Annotated in this window: 15 protein-coding genes; 6 read left to right on the top strand and 9 right to left on the bottom strand. The window is 75.5% G+C overall.

Translation table 11 applies throughout. From position 1 onward, the window contains the following. Nucleotides 1-42: 42 nt before the first annotated feature. Nucleotides 43-525: an NUDIX domain-containing protein gene (locus ACFYMP_RS30760; RefSeq protein WP_388863715.1), complete on the bottom strand. Its 483-nt coding sequence runs from the start codon at nt 523-525 to the stop codon at nt 43-45. Between the two features lie 98 nt (nt 526-623). Here ACFYMP_RS30760 and ACFYMP_RS30755 point away from each other — a divergent pair, with 98 nt between their 5' ends. Together ACFYMP_RS30755 and ACFYMP_RS30750 are read left to right on the top strand one after the other, a co-directional pair. Then, nucleotides 624-899 carry a hypothetical protein gene (locus ACFYMP_RS30755; protein WP_388863713.1) on the top strand — a complete coding sequence of 92 codons (276 nt, stop codon included), beginning with the start codon at nt 624-626 and terminating at the stop codon, nt 897-899. 354 nt (nt 900-1,253) lie between these two features. Then, nucleotides 1,254-1,433 carry a hypothetical protein gene (locus ACFYMP_RS30750; protein WP_388863711.1) on the top strand — a complete coding sequence of 60 codons (180 nt, stop codon included), beginning with the start codon at nt 1,254-1,256 and terminating at the stop codon, nt 1,431-1,433. A 24-nt stretch (nt 1,434-1,457) separates the two neighbouring features. Here ACFYMP_RS30750 and ACFYMP_RS30745 read toward each other — a convergent pair whose 3' ends face one another. Then, nucleotides 1,458-2,183 carry a serine/threonine protein kinase gene (locus ACFYMP_RS30745; protein ID WP_388863709.1) on the bottom strand — a complete coding sequence of 242 codons (726 nt, stop codon included), beginning with the start codon at nt 2,181-2,183 and terminating at the stop codon, nt 1,458-1,460. Nucleotides 2,184-2,531: 348 nt separating this feature from the next. On the opposite strand from ACFYMP_RS30745, the gene ACFYMP_RS30740 reads away from it, so the two are divergent. Together ACFYMP_RS30740 and ACFYMP_RS30735 are read left to right on the top strand one after the other, a co-directional pair. Further along, nucleotides 2,532-3,227, top strand: a complete 696-nt coding sequence (locus ACFYMP_RS30740) for a type 1 glutamine amidotransferase domain-containing protein (protein ID WP_388863707.1) — start codon at nt 2,532-2,534, stop codon at nt 3,225-3,227. Nucleotides 3,228-3,410: 183 nt separating this feature from the next. After that, nucleotides 3,411-4,238, top strand: coding sequence for a glycoside hydrolase family 75 protein (locus ACFYMP_RS30735; protein WP_388863705.1), 828 nt, complete (start codon nt 3,411-3,413; stop codon nt 4,236-4,238). A gap of 30 nt (nt 4,239-4,268) precedes the next feature. On the opposite strand, the gene ACFYMP_RS30730 is transcribed toward ACFYMP_RS30735, so the two are convergent. The 4 genes from ACFYMP_RS30730 to ACFYMP_RS30715 all read right to left on the bottom strand — a co-directional run bounded on the left by ACFYMP_RS30730 (nt 4,269) and on the right by ACFYMP_RS30715 (nt 7,299). Next, nucleotides 4,269-4,679 (bottom strand): PTS-dependent dihydroxyacetone kinase phosphotransferase subunit DhaM, encoded by a 411-nt coding sequence (locus ACFYMP_RS30730; RefSeq protein WP_388863703.1) that lies wholly within the window; start codon nt 4,677-4,679, stop codon nt 4,269-4,271. Next, nucleotides 4,676-5,290, bottom strand: a complete 615-nt coding sequence (gene dhaL / locus ACFYMP_RS30725; RefSeq protein ID WP_388863701.1) for a dihydroxyacetone kinase subunit DhaL — start codon at nt 5,288-5,290, stop codon at nt 4,676-4,678. Before dhaL ends, ACFYMP_RS30730 begins: the two co-directional genes overlap by 4 nt. Nucleotides 5,291-5,328: 38 nt before the next feature. After that, the gene (gene dhaK, locus ACFYMP_RS30720; protein WP_388863699.1) at nt 5,329-6,321 is read right to left on the bottom strand and encodes a dihydroxyacetone kinase subunit DhaK; all 993 of its coding nucleotides are present in this window, start codon (nt 6,319-6,321) and stop codon (nt 5,329-5,331) included. 552 nt (nt 6,322-6,873) lie between these two features. Next, the gene (locus tag ACFYMP_RS30715) at nt 6,874-7,299 is read right to left on the bottom strand and encodes an STAS domain-containing protein (RefSeq protein WP_388863697.1); all 426 of its coding nucleotides are present in this window, start codon (nt 7,297-7,299) and stop codon (nt 6,874-6,876) included. A 228-nt stretch (nt 7,300-7,527) separates the two neighbouring features. Here ACFYMP_RS30715 and ACFYMP_RS30710 point away from each other — a divergent pair, with 228 nt between their 5' ends. Beyond that, entirely contained in the window at nt 7,528-8,490 is a 963-nt protein-coding gene (locus ACFYMP_RS30710) for an ANTAR domain-containing protein (RefSeq protein ID WP_388863695.1), read from the top strand. Nucleotides 8,491-8,594: 104 nt separating this feature from the next. Here the strand turns inward: ACFYMP_RS30710 and ACFYMP_RS30705 are convergent, their stop codons facing one another. Both ACFYMP_RS30705 and ACFYMP_RS30700 read right to left on the bottom strand, forming a co-directional pair. Then, on the bottom strand, nt 8,595-10,313 hold the full coding sequence (locus ACFYMP_RS30705; RefSeq protein WP_388863693.1) for a GAF domain-containing protein: 1,719 nt from the start codon (nt 10,311-10,313) through the stop codon (nt 8,595-8,597). Between the two features lie 116 nt (nt 10,314-10,429). Continuing rightward, the gene (locus tag ACFYMP_RS30700; protein ID WP_388863691.1) at nt 10,430-11,104 is read right to left on the bottom strand and encodes a response regulator; all 675 of its coding nucleotides are present in this window, start codon (nt 11,102-11,104) and stop codon (nt 10,430-10,432) included. Nucleotides 11,105-11,295: 191 nt separating this feature from the next. Between ACFYMP_RS30700 and ACFYMP_RS30695 the strand changes: the two genes are divergently transcribed. Further along, complete coding sequence (locus ACFYMP_RS30695) at nt 11,296-11,745, top strand: pyridoxamine 5'-phosphate oxidase family protein (RefSeq protein ID WP_388863689.1); 450 nt, start codon at nt 11,296-11,298, stop codon at nt 11,743-11,745. Nucleotides 11,746-11,900: 155 nt separating this feature from the next. Here ACFYMP_RS30695 and ACFYMP_RS30690 read toward each other — a convergent pair whose 3' ends face one another. Beyond that, complete coding sequence (locus ACFYMP_RS30690; RefSeq protein WP_388863687.1) at nt 11,901-12,839, bottom strand: universal stress protein; 939 nt, start codon at nt 12,837-12,839, stop codon at nt 11,901-11,903. Nucleotides 12,840-12,852: the final 13 nt, after the last annotated feature.

Below are 12,852 nucleotides of genomic sequence, written 5' to 3'. Positions count from 1 at the left end.
CTCGCCTGCCCCCTCCCGGACGGGGAATGTGCGGGGCGAGCGCTACGGGGCCTTCGCGCCGGGGGCCAGCTTGGCGAGGAGCCGGTCGACGAAGACCGTCTGCGCCGCGACCAGGGCGACCCGGGCCCGCTCGGGCGTGCACCACTCCACCCGGTCCAGCTCGGGAAAGTCCTGGACGCGGCCGGAACCGCGCGGCCACTCCATCGAGAAGGTGCCCGGCACCATCGTCGCGGGATCGAAGTCCCCGGGCACCGCCCACACCGTGACGATCTTGCCGCTGGGCTGCTTCTTCTCGCCGAGCGAAAGGTAGGGCCCCTGTGGCGCGGGACGGCCCAGCTCCTCGTGGAACTCCCGGTGGGCCGCCGCGAGCGGCTCCTCCCCGGACTCGTACTCGCCCTTGGGGACCGACCAGCCACGGGCGTCCTTCCGCGCCCAGAACGGACCCCCCATGTGCCCCAGCAGTACCTCGGTCCCGGCGGGTCCCTGCCGGTACAGGAGCAGGCCCGCGCTGCGCTTGTGCGTCATGCCGTCAGTCTGCCCCGTGGGGCGCGTTCCCCACGGGGCGCCCGGTGCGGACCGTGTCCGGCGCGCGGCGCCTCGCGGACCGCACTAGCCTCCGGGGCATGACGTCCACGCCGCACCGCGCCACGTACACCGTCACCCTCAAACCGCAGATGACCGACGAGTCGGGCCGTCTCGACCACGGCACGTCCATGCGGCGCGCCGTCGTCCGGGCCACGGGGGAGGAGGGAGAGAGCGGCTATCCCCGCTACGCCGGAGACGGTTTCGAGGTCGACATCGACCCCGAGACCCGCGCCGTGGAGGCGGCGACGGTGGACGGACTGGAACTGCCCTACGGCTGGGTCGCGGAGGCCGAGGTCGGCGCCGCCGACGAGTGACACGCCGCCCGCGAGAGCGGGCCGCGCGTGAGAGCGGGCCGCGCGTGAGGCCCCCGCTCAGGTGCGCCCGGCTGCCGCGACCGGCGGGCGTGACCCCGCCCTGAACCGACGTGGCCGCCTCGCACCGGTGTCGCTTTCCGTACCCCCGCGCCCCCGCATCGGAGCACCCATGAAGACAGGCGTCCCGCTGCCCCTCACCTGTGCACGCGGCTCACCCCGGACACGTCCCACACGGCACTCCCCGGCCTCGTGGACCCGCTCGTCGCCACCGTGCGCGGCGGGCCTCTCTCGGCTTCCTTCACCCGTTCGGCCCTCTTGAGGCCGAGGAGTGGCGCTCCCGGGGCGAGGTCCCAGGTGACACCGCCCGCGCCGCCCGTGCTCGACCCCGAGACCGGCGGCCCCGCCGGGCGGCTCTACCGCTCCACCGGCCGGACGGAGGCCGGCAGCATCCCGCACTGCGCGGCCGGCCCGGCCGGGAACCTGCGCCCGACCACCCTCTTCCACCAGAGGTTCACCGCGACACCGCGGCGGTAACCCGGTGCGCGGCCCCTTCGCGCGTCAGAGGCGCCGCGCGAGACGACGCCGCACCAGCCACACCGTCACGCTCGCGCTCCCTGTCGCGAGCAGGGCCACCCCGGCCTCGAAGGCAGGCGAGGAACCGTGGGCCGCGCTACCGCCCAGCCCTCCTTGGACACCGCCTCGGGGCACGGTCACCCCGGCCGAAGGCGACGAGGACCCGCCGGGGGAGCGCCCGTCCGGCGGGGCGGAACCCTCCGCGTACGGACCCCGCGCCCGCCCCGACGACGGGGCGGAGGGGGCCGCCGAGGTCCCGGGGGCGGACGCCGAAGGCGAGGCCGGCACCGGCGCCGACCGCTCGGGCCGCGCGGGGGGAGCCGTGGCGGAGGAGGCCGAAGAGGGATCGGTGGCCGGTGGCGACGCCGGACCCGGCACCCGCACCGGACCGCCCGTCAGCTCCGTACCGTCCGCGCAGCGTACGGTGACCGAGTAGCGGCCGTCCGCGAGGGCCAGCCACGAACCGGTACGCTCCCGCCCGCGCGCCGTGAGATCGAGGACGTACCCCTCGTCGAAGGCCGTGGCTCCCGCCGGGAGCAGCGCGGCCCGCCCGCCTTCCGGGCAGGCCGACGTCATCAGCCGGACCGCGGAGAGCTGTGCCGTCAGCTCGACCCCCGGCGCGTCACCGTCCGCGCGGGCCGGACCGGCCACCGTCAGCAGAGCCACCGCTGCCAGACCCGTACCCACGAGCGTCGTGCCGGCTGTGCCCATGTGTGTCCGCCCTCCGGTCCGGCACGGGGGCGCCGACGCGGCGCCGGTCTGCGGGAAACCGTGCGGCCCGTGACCGAGCCAACGGGCCCGGCCCGGCGGCCGCACCTCGCACGGGCGCCCGTGCCCCCGGCCAGGTGACAGCCTCATGCGTCCGGCGCACCGCACCGGCCACCGCCCGGCCGCGCCGCGTGCGTGCGGGTGGCCCGCGCGCCCCGGCCCCGGTGAGGCGCCTCCCGCCGCCGGGGAGTTACGTTCGCTCAGAACGGGTTACGTTCGCAGGAGGGCCCCGTACGAGACCGGCGAACCGGCCGGCCGGGCCCCCCGTCCCCCACGTGTACGGAGACACCCATGGCAAAAATCCTGTTCGTGATGACCGGCGCCGACCACTGGACGCTCGCCGACGGCACCCCGCACCCCACCGGCTTCTGGGCCGAGGAAGCCGTGGAGCCCTACCGGGTGTTCACCGAGGCGGGCTACGACGTGGACGTCGCGACCCCGGGCGGTGTCGTCCCCACGGTCGACGCGGGCAGCCTCAGCCCCCAGTTCACCGGCGGCGAGAAGGGAGCCGAGGCCATGACCGCCGCCCTGGAGACCATGACGCCGCTCCTCGAACCGCTGTCCCTCGCCGAGGTCGACCCGGCCGACTACGCGGCCGTGTACTACCCCGGCGGGCACGGCCCCATGGAGGACCTGGCGAGCGACAAGGACTCCGCGCGGGTGCTCACCGAGGCGCTCGCCTCGGGCCGGCCGCTCGGCATCGTGTGCCACGGCCCGGCCGCGCTGCTCGCGACCGAGGGGGCGCCGGGCGGCTCCCCCTTCGCGGGCTACCGGGTCACCGCCTTCACCAACGCGGAGGAGACCCAGGCGGGGCTCGCCGACCGCGCGCCCTGGCTCCTCCAAGACCGGCTGAACGGCCTCGGCGTGCGGTTCGAGGAGGGTGAGCCGTGGGCGCCGAAGACCGTCAGCGACCGCAACCTCCACACCGGCCAGAACCCGGCCTCCTCGGGCCCGCTGGCCGAGGAGATCGTGCGCGCCCTGCGCTGAGAGGACACCGGGGAGCGGGCAGGGCCGGGGGGCCGGTAGCGGCGGACGGGCTTTTGCGCCGTCCGGACGAGTGGAGGGGCCGCCCCCCGAGCGGCGGCTTACGTTCCTTGCTGACGTGCCGTCGTACGACGGCCCCGGACCGTTCGTCGGCTCCGGCCCCCACCGCCCCCGCAGGAGCCCCGTATGCCGTCGGCGCGCACCGTACTCGTCCCCCTCGCCGCAGGAGCGGCCCTCGCCTGCGCGGCCTGCGCCGCACCCCACCGCGGTGACACCTCCTCCGCCACCGTCCGGGTGCGGGGCGCGGGGGAGGAACGCCGTACCGCGGCCGGGCCCGCGAGCGAGCGCCCCGCGACCGGGGCACACGGCGGCGAGGGCACGACACCCCGGTCCGGGACCCCCGCCCGGCCACCGGTCGACGCCCGCACGCTCCTGGACCGCCTCGGCTCCTGCGAGGAGATCTCCGAAGGCCGCTACCGCACCGACGCCGAGGGCCCGGAGGAGATCCCCGTGTGCGCCACCGGAAAGGCGGTGTACTGGAAGGCGGACCTGGACATCGACTGCGACGGCCGGCCCGGCAGCCACTGCAACGCCGAGACCGACCCCACCTTCCAGGACACCACCGCCTGGACCGGGCGCGACGGCCGGCCGCTGAGCGCCGAGCGTCTCCCGTACGTCGTCGTCCCCGAGCCCTCCGCTCGCTGGCGGCCCGCGGACTCCGGCGTCGTCGGCGGCACGCTGGCCGTCCTGATCCACGACGGACGCCTCCGGTACGCGGTCGTCGGCGACAGCGGGCCGTCCGACGTCATCGGAGAGGCGTCCTGGAAGGCCGCCAAGGACCTTGGAGTCCCCGCCGACCCCCTGGGCGGCGGGACCGACACGGGGGTCGCCTACCTCCTCTTCCCCGACACCGTGGTCACGCCCCTCGACGATCCCGCCGCCGCGGTCGCCGCCGGGGAGCGCCGGGTACGGAAGTTCCTGGAGGAGACCGCCACGGCCCCGGCCGGGCGCTGAACCGCGCGCACCGGCCGGGGCCCGGCCCGCTCACCGTTTCCGGTAGGCGTACGCCTCCTCGGCCGCCGCCCGCACCGCGGCGAGGTCGCCGCCCGCCGAAGCCGTGACGACGGCGGCGACGGCGCCCTCCACGAACGGAGCGTCCACCAGGACGCAGTCCGGCGGGAGTTCGTCCTCCTCCTCGGCGAGCAGGGCCTTGACCGTGAGCACCGCGCTCCCGAGGTCGGCGAGCAGGGCCACCCCGGCGCCGCCGTCCACCCGCCGGGCCGCCTCGGCGATCAGGTCGGCGCTCGTCCCGAGCCCGCCGCCCACGGTGCCCCCCGCCGGGGCGACCGGCGCGAGCGCCCCGCCCGCCGCCAGACCCCGCGCGAGCTCGGCGGTGGCCGAGGCGAGGGCCGCCGAGTGCGAGACCAGCACGATGCCGACCCGACCCGCGCTCATATCGTCCCGTCCGCGGTGTCGGCCAGAGCCGCGATCAGGAGCGAGGCGGAGGTGGCACCCGGGTCCTGGTGCCCGACGCTGCGTTCGCCCAGATAACTCGCCCGTCCCTTGCGGGCCCGGAGCGGGGCCGTGGCCCGCGCCCCGTCCCGCGCCGCCGTGCGCGCCGCCGCGAAGGAAGTGCCGAGCGAGTCGGCGGCGGGAATCAGCGCGTCGAGCATCGTCTTGTCCCCGGCCGCCCCACCACCGAGCGCGGCGACCGCCTCGACCCCCTGCCGCAGAGCCACCGCCAGCTCCTCCCGGTTCACCGCCTGCGCCTCGCCGAGCGCCTTTCCCGTACGGCGCAACAGCGTCCCGTAGAGCGGCCCCGAGGCACCGCCCACCGTGGAGACGAGCCGCCGGCCGGCCAGCGCCAGCACCGCGGCCGGAGTCGCGGGCCGCTCCTCCTCCAGGGCCTGACGCACGGCGGCGAAGCCGCGCCGCAGATTGCCGCCGTGGTCGGCGTCCCCGATGGGGGAGTCGAGTGCGGTCAGCCGGTCCGCCTCGCGGTCGATCACCGAGGCGGCCTCCACCAGCCAGCTCCGGAAGAACGCGGCATCGAGCCCAGCGCTCACCACTTCACTCCTCCGTCCGTCCTCGTCCGCACAACCGCTCACCGTCCCCAGCGCAGGCCCGGTGTCGCCACCGGGGCGTCCCACAGGCGCAGCAGTTCCTCGTCGCCCTCGCACAGGGTGACCGAGGCGCCCGCCATGTCCAGCGAGGTCACGTAGTTGCCGACGAGCGTCCTGGCCACCGGCACCCCGCGTTCGCGCAGGACCCGCTGCACCTCGGCGTTGAACCCGTACAGCTCCAGCAGCGGCGTGCCGCCCGCGCCGTTGACCAGGAGGAGCACGGGCGCGCTCGGCCGCAGGTCGTCCAGCACGGCGTCCACCGCGTAGTCCGCTATCTCGTGGGAGGTCATCATGGCGCGCCGCTCCCGCCCCGGTTCGCCGTGGATACCGACGCCGAGCTCCAGTTCACCGGCCGGCAGGTCGAAGGTCGGGCTGCCCTTCGCCGGAGTCGTACAGGCGCTCAGCGCGACCCCGAAGCTGCGGCAACGCGCGTCGACCCGGCGGGCGAGCGCCTCGACCTCCTCCAGCGGACGGCCCTCCTCGGCGGCGGCCCCCGCGATCTTCTCGACGAACAGCGTGGCGCCCGTACCGCGTCGCCCCGCCGTGAAGCTGCTGTCGGTCACGGCCACGTCGTCGTCGATGAGCACCTTCGCGATCCGGATGCCCTCCTCCTCGGCCAGTTCGGCGGCCATGTCGAAGTTGAGCACGTCGCCCGTGTAGTTCTTGACCAGGAACAGCACCCCCGCCCCGCTGTCCACGGCGGCGGCCGCCCGCACCATCTGGTCGGGCACCGGACTGGTGAACACCTCACCGGGACAGGCCGCGGAGAGCATGCCGGGTCCCACGAACCCGCCGTGCAGCGGCTCGTGACCGGACCCGCCCCCCGACACGAGCGCCACCTGTCCGGCGACGGGCACGTCCCGGCGCAGGATCACCCGGTTCACGACGTCCACCGTCAGCTCGGGATGCGCGTCCGCCATCCCCCGCAGGGCGTCGGCCACGACGGTCTCCGGAACGTTGATCAGCATCTTCAACGGGCTCTCCTGCGTGTCCAGCCGGCCCCCGGACAACCGGGGCCTGGCGAGCGGATGAGTACGGCCCCGCGGCCGGCGCAGGCCGGGGCGGAGTCCGGCCGGGCCGGGGCCGGTCCGACACCGGTGTCCTTGGGCCGGCCCCCGAAGCGCTCCGATCCTGTCGTGGTCGCGAACCGCCCTCAAGTATCGAAGAGACACGAGCCGATCGGGAAGCGACCTGACGAAGTCGGTTCACCGAGCCGCTGCCGCCCCGGCGTCACGGCCCCGGCCGGACCACGACACCTCGCGGTCACGGACACCGGGCACCACGGGCGGAGACGGCGCCGCGACGACCACCGGCCTCTTTCGCGCTGCCCTCCGACGTGGCGAGAGGACAGCGGCTCCGTGCCGACCGGGTCCCACGTCCTGGGAGCACCGGTCCTGCCGGCCCCGCGCCTCGTCGGCGAGACTCCGCGTCCAGGGACGCGACATCCGTACGGCGTTCGCCGGGGGCCGCCGGACCGGCGGCGGCGACGGGCCGGGAGCTGGACCGAGCGTCGGCCGCGGGCGGGTTCAACGGCGCGAGTGCCGCGCCCCCGGACGCTCGTCGGCCGCCCGGCCGTTACGCCGGGGGTGCGGGACATGTGGCGCCACGGACGAGGGGAGGCTCTCCCTGAGAGCCTGTTCGAGGCTGTGACTCACCTTGAGCGTCTGTTCGAGCCGCGTGACACGGAACACCCAGCGCGTGGTGGGCTCCCGGGCCACGACCCGCAGCGTCCTCGCGTGGGCCAGCGCGGTGCGCCGCAACCGCAGGAGTACGTGCAGTCCGGCCGAGGTGATGATCGGCGCCGTGATGTCGATCACCACCGTCCGCTCGCGTGCCGTACGTACGAGCCGGCGCAGCGCGCTCTCCACGGTCGCTTCGTTGTCGAGGTCGACCACCTCGTCGAGGACGACGACGAAGTGACGCGGACCGAGCCGGTGGTTCGTGGGGGACATCGGGTCATTCCTTCAACAGGGCAGCCTTCATCACGGACAGGCCGCTTCCTGACCCTGTCCCGAGTATTGCCCGTCGCCGGTCAGGTATGCATGGGCCGATCGGCCCCGGCGCGGCGCTCGATTGACTCCGGGGGCGCCCCGGCGGAAAGCTGGCGCCGTACAGCAGGAGACGCGGGTCGTCCGGTCCGGAAGGACACCGGCGGCGGATGGGACGGGAGACGCACCGGGATGGACACGGCAGGGACCGGGGCACCCACGCCGGAACCGGCGGAGCATGGCGGACCCGGGACGGGCGCGCTCGTCGGGACGGACCGCGCGCCCACCGCCCCCACCGCCCCCACCGCCCATGCCGTCCCGGTCTCCCGGGACACGGACGCGGACACTGACCTGGCGCGCCTGCGCGCCGAGATTCGCGATCTGCGCGCCAAGCTGCGTTCCCGGCCCGTCATCGCCCAGGCCCAGGGCGTGCTCCAGGAGCGGTACCGCCTCGGTGACGAGCGCACCGCCTTCGGCCTCCTCCACCACACCGCGCAGCGGCACAACCTGCGCGTGCGGGCGCTCGCCGAGGCCGTCGTCGCCGCACCGCGCCCCCGCCCGGGTCGCGAGTGGTTCCCCGGCCGGGCCCGGCACACCCCGCCGCCCCTGGGCGCGCTGGCCGGGCCGACCGAGGGCAGACCCACCGTGGGAGCCGTGCTCGGCAACGTCCTCAGCCGCACCCTGGAGATCAACCAGACCGGTATGGGCAACGTGCAGCTCGTCGACGCGGTGAGCGGGGGGCTGCGCATGGAGAAGCACGCCGGGCTCACCGACGACTTCGTGGACTTCTTCGACCACGTGGAGGCCGGCCCCGCCGGGACGTCCTGCTCCCGCGCCGCACAGGACGTCGCACAGGTGACGGTGCGGGACGTGGCGACCGATCCGGTGTTCACCGAACCGGCTCGCCGCACCATCCTCGCCGCCGGGAGCCGCGGCGCCCACAGCACCCCGCTCGTCACCGCCGCGGGCCGCTGCGTCGGCATGGTCTCCACCCACCACGACCGCCCCATCACCCCGCCCGGCAGGGCCGCCGAGGCCGCCCTCGCCCGGCTGGGTCTCCAGTCGGGACGCTGGCTGGCCTGGCATCAGCACACCGTCGTCCTCGACGCGCTGGAGGAACTGCACCGGAGAGGCACCGGAGAGACGGACGGCTGAGACTCGGCCGCCTCGGCCCGACCACCTACGAGCTTCCCGCCGCTCACGCGCACAGCGGGCCCCTCATCCGGACAGCGGACCTCTCACACGGACCGGCAGATCCCTCATCCGGACGGAAGAGGCGCCCGCCAGTCGAGCACCGTGCCCGTCCCCTCCTCGGGGGCGGAAAGCGCCAGTGTCCCGCCCAACTGCTCGGCGCGCTCCGCGAGGTTGCGCAGACCACTGCGCCGGCCGCCGCCGGGCACCCCCACCCCGTCGTCGCGTACCGTCAGCCGCACCTCGCCGTCCGCGGCGGCCAGCCGGATGTCCGTGCGCGTCGCCCGCGCGTGCCGGGCCACGTTCGCCAGCGCCTCGGACAGGACCGCCACCACGTGATCGGCCGTCTCGCGCGGCACCTCCGTGTCGAGCAGCCCCTCCATGCGCAGCGCCGGGGCGAAACCGAGTACGGGGGCCGCCTCACCGGCCGCCCGCACCGCACGCGCCCGCAGCCCCTGACCGAGGGCGTCGTCCCGCGAGCGCAGACCGAAGATCGTGGAACGGATGAGCTTGATGGTCTCGTCCAGGTCGTCCACGGCCCGCAGCACCCGCTCCGCGGCACCCTCGTGCTCGATGAACCGGCCCGCGCTCTGCAGGGTCATCCCCGTGGCGAACAGCCGCTGGATCGCGAGGTCGTGCAGATCGCGGGCGATCCGGTCGCGGTCCTCAAGGAGGGCGATCTGCTCCGCGTCGTCCCGCCGCTCCGCCAGCTCCATCGCGACGGCCGCCTGCCCCGCGAACCCGCGCAACGGCTCGCTCTCCTCCTCGGTGAACACGGGCCCGCCACGTGAGCGGGCCAGCAGCACCACCCCGCGCACGCCCTCCCCGGAACCGATGGGGACCGCCACAGCGGGCCCCAGGCCCTCCGGCCCCTCCGGCCCGCCGCCGGGGCCCGTCCGCGGCGCCGCCGCCGGACCACTCACCAGCGCGCCCGCCGAGAAGGCCGCCCCGATCAGCCCCTCCCGCGCCGGCAGAACCCGGCCCCGCAGCCGCCGCGCCCCCGGTCCGATGGCCAGCTCCACCACCAGGGACCCGGTCTCCTCCACCGGTACGGCGACGACGGCGAGTTCCGCCCCGGTGATCTCCCGGGCGCGCTCGGCGACCCCGCTGAGCACCTCGGTGGGGGAGGAGCCCGACAGCAGGCTGTGGGTGATCTCCGAACTGGCCCGCAACCAGCGCTCCCGGCGCCGCGACTCCTCGTACAGCCGCGCGTTGTCGATCGCGACGCCCGCCGCGACCGCGAGCGTCGACAGCACCGACTCGTCCTCGTCGTCGAACTGGCGCCCCTCGCGCTTCTCCGTCAGGTACAGGTTCCCGAACACCTGCGCACGCACCCGGATCGGCACGCCGAGAAAGGTGTTCATGGGCGGGTGCTCGGGCGGGAAACCGTGCGAGGAGTGGTGCTCGCGGATCGTCGACAGCCGCAGCGGTTCCGGGTTGCGGATGACCTCGCCCAGCAGCCCGTGCCCCTCGGGATAGGGGCCGATGGCCGCGATGCGCTCCTCGCTCACCCCGATGGTCAGGAACTCGGAGAGCCGTTTGCCGTCGGGGCCGATGACCCCCAGCGCCGCGTACTCGGCGTCGACCAGGACGGCCGCGGCCTCCACGATGCTGCGCAGCACCTGCCGCAGGTCCAGCTCCCTGCCCACCGACAGGACCGCCTCCAGCAGACTGTGCACCCGGTCCCGGGTGCCGCGCGCCGCGTCCAGCCGCGCCTGCAACTCCCCGAGCAGTTCGTCGAGCCGCAGTTGCGGGAGCCGTATCCGCGCTCGCTCCCCAGCCGTCACCGCAGTCGCCTCCACCCGCCCCGCCCACCAAGCCGTCCCCTGGCCGACGAGACTAGTGCCTCGGCGGGCAACTGCCACCGGCAGGTGACGGCACCCGCGCGCGCTCCCGTCCCGGCTCAGGGACGTACGCGGCCGGCGCGGTCCCTGACCTGCGTGGCGATCACCGCGGCCTGGACGCGCCGCTGGACACCGAGTTTGGCGAGCAGCCGGGAGATCTGGTTCTTCACCGTCTTCTCGGCGAGGAACAACCGCTCCCCGATCTGCCGGTTCGTCAGGCCCTCCCCGATCAGCTCCAGGATGCTGCGCTCCCGGTCCGTGAGTCCGGGCAACGCCTCCCGCTCGGGGGACTGCCCGTGGCGCAGCCGTTCCAGCAGCCGCGCCGTCGCGCCGGGGTCCAGCAGGGACCGGCCCGAGGCGACCGTCCGTACCGCCGACACCAGATCGGAGCCGCGGATCTGCTTCAGGACGTACCCGGCCGCCCCCGCCATGACGGAGTCGAGCAGCGCCTCCTCGTCGTCGAAGGACGTCAGCATGAGGCAGGCCAGGCCGGGGGCAAGCGCGCGCAGTTCGCGACACACGGCGACGCCGTCGCCGTCGGGCAGCCGCACGTCGAGGATCGCGACGTCGGGGCGTACCGCGGGAACCCGCGCCAGGGCCTGCCCGGCCGTCGCGGCCTCCCCGGCGACCGTGATGTCCGGCTCGTCGTCGAGCAGGTCGTGCACCCCGCGCCGCACCACCTCGTGGTCGTCCAGCAGGAACACCCGTATCGGCCGGTCCGCCTTCTGCGCCATCCTGTCCTCTTCCGCCGTGACCCCGTCGACCCCGTTCCTGATGTCCTGATCATCCGGTACGGCGGACGGCCGGCACAGGGCCGGTCGGCCCCGGTCCGGCCGCACAGGGGACGAACGGCCCCTGTGCGGAGCCCCGGGGACGCGGTGTCATGGGCACAGCCCGGTCCGGGCCCCACCTCACGGAAGTGACCATGACGCTCGATCACCCGGCCGCCGCGCCCCGGACCCGGCGCGGCATCCCCCTCGGCCCGGAGGAGTCCCTCCGGCTGCTCGGCGCCGTCGCGCTCGGCCGGATCGTCTTCAGCCGCCAGGCCCTGCCCACCGTACGGCCCGTCTCCCACGTCCTCGACGGCGGAGACATCGTCATCCGCACCCACGACGGCGCCGACCTCACCCCCCGCTCGCCGCGCGAGGGCGCGGCGCGCGGGGTCGTCGTCGCCTACGAGGCGGACGACATCGACCCGAGGACCCACCTCGGCTGGAGCGTCGTCGCGACCGGCTACGCCACGCCCGTCACCGATCCCGGGGAGATCGCGCGCTTCAGCCGTGTCCTGGCCTCGTGGGGCAGCCAGGACACGGACTGCACGATCCGTGTCCGCCCCCGCCTCGTGCACGGCCTGAGGGTCGTGCGGGGACCGTGAACGGGCGGGCGGGGCCCGGAGGACGGCCGGGACCGGCCCGGGACAGGGCGAAGCCCCCGGCCCCCGGGCGGGCGGGGGTACCTCCGAGTCGGTACTCCGGCGGGGGACCGGACGGCCGCGGCCCGTGGTGTCCGGCGAGGGGCGGCCGGGCTCCTTCAGTCGTGCGGGACCACCGCGACCGGCGCCATCGCGTAGTGGAGTACCGCGTGGCCGACCGGGCCCAGGTGCGTCCGATTCGGGGCCCGGCGGCGCCCCACCACGAGCAGGGCGGCGTCTTGGGAGGCCGCCACGAGGTGGCGGGCCGCGTTCCGCGGCACCGCAGCCTCGCGCACTTTCACCCCCGGGTGGCGCTCGCGCCAGGTCGCCAGCACGTGGTCGAGCTTCTCCAGGGCCTCGCGCGTCAGTTCCGCCGTCAGCTCCGTTCGTGACGGGCCGGATGCGTGCGCGAGGGAGGCGTACGGCGGGGTCCGCCAGCCGTGCAGCACGAGGACGCCCGCGCCCCTGCGCAGCGCCGCCCCGAACGCGAAACGCAGGAGGTCCTCGTGCGGGCGGTGCACGTCGAGACCCACGACCACATCACCCTTTCCCGTCGGGGGCTGCGGCTCGTGGGCGGCGGGACGCCGCTCCCCGGGCACCGCGCCCCGGCCCCCCGCCTCCCGCCGGTCCTCCTCCTCCGCGCGTACGACCACGACCGGGCCGGGGGCACGGGCCGTCACCGCGAGCGCCACGGAGCCGAGCGGCAGACCTCTCCTCGCGCCCCGGCCCCTGGCCCCGAGTACCAGCAGGTCCCCCGGGCCCGCCACCGACACGAGCGCCGTCGCCGGGTCCTGGGCGACCTGCTCGCTGACGGTACGCAGTCCCGGGTGACGCCGCGACAGGTCCGCCCGCGTCTCGTCCACGGCGAGATCCACCGCACCGCGCCGCGCTGGTGCCGGACGCGCGGGACCACCCCTCGCGCCGACCGGTGCCCCGGCGGTCGTGGCGTGCAGCAACCGCAACGGCCGCCCGGCCAGCAGCGCCTCCTGGGCGGCCCACTCGGCGGCGGCGCGACTCGTGGCGGAACCGTCCAGGCCGACGGTCACGGTGTGGGGCATGGAACGACCTCCT

The sequence above is a fragment of the Streptomyces sp. NPDC007088 genome, assembly GCF_042869355.1.
Lineage (GTDB): Bacteria > Actinomycetota > Actinomycetes > Streptomycetales > Streptomycetaceae > Streptomyces.
The sequence above is the reverse complement of the archived record's forward strand: the minus strand, read 5'-3'. Positions and strand labels throughout refer to the sequence as shown.

What these genes read in the sequence shown, in the direction of transcription:
- ACFYMP_RS30760 (WP_388863715.1), bottom strand. Translation starts at nt 525, where the DNA reads ATGACGCACAAGCGCAGCGCGGGCCTGCTCCTGTACCGGCAGGGACCC.
- ACFYMP_RS30755 (WP_388863713.1), top strand. Translation starts at nt 624, where the DNA reads ATGACGTCCACGCCGCACCGCGCCACGTACACCGTCACCCTCAAACCG.
- ACFYMP_RS30745 (WP_388863709.1), bottom strand. Translation starts at nt 2,183, where the DNA reads ATGGGCACAGCCGGCACGACGCTCGTGGGTACGGGTCTGGCAGCGGTG.
- ACFYMP_RS30740 (WP_388863707.1), top strand. Translation starts at nt 2,532, where the DNA reads ATGGCAAAAATCCTGTTCGTGATGACCGGCGCCGACCACTGGACGCTC.
- ACFYMP_RS30735 (WP_388863705.1), top strand. Translation starts at nt 3,411, where the DNA reads ATGCCGTCGGCGCGCACCGTACTCGTCCCCCTCGCCGCAGGAGCGGCC.
- ACFYMP_RS30730 (WP_388863703.1), bottom strand. Translation starts at nt 4,679, where the DNA reads ATGAGCGCGGGTCGGGTCGGCATCGTGCTGGTCTCGCACTCGGCGGCC.
- ACFYMP_RS30715 (WP_388863697.1), bottom strand. Translation starts at nt 7,299, where the DNA reads ATGTCCCCCACGAACCACCGGCTCGGTCCGCGTCACTTCGTCGTCGTC.
- ACFYMP_RS30710 (WP_388863695.1), top strand. Translation starts at nt 7,528, where the DNA reads ATGGACACGGCAGGGACCGGGGCACCCACGCCGGAACCGGCGGAGCAT.
- ACFYMP_RS30700 (WP_388863691.1), bottom strand. Translation starts at nt 11,104, where the DNA reads ATGGCGCAGAAGGCGGACCGGCCGATACGGGTGTTCCTGCTGGACGAC.
- ACFYMP_RS30695 (WP_388863689.1), top strand. Translation starts at nt 11,296, where the DNA reads ATGACGCTCGATCACCCGGCCGCCGCGCCCCGGACCCGGCGCGGCATC.
- ACFYMP_RS30690 (WP_388863687.1), bottom strand. Translation starts at nt 12,839, where the DNA reads ATGCCCCACACCGTGACCGTCGGCCTGGACGGTTCCGCCACGAGTCGC.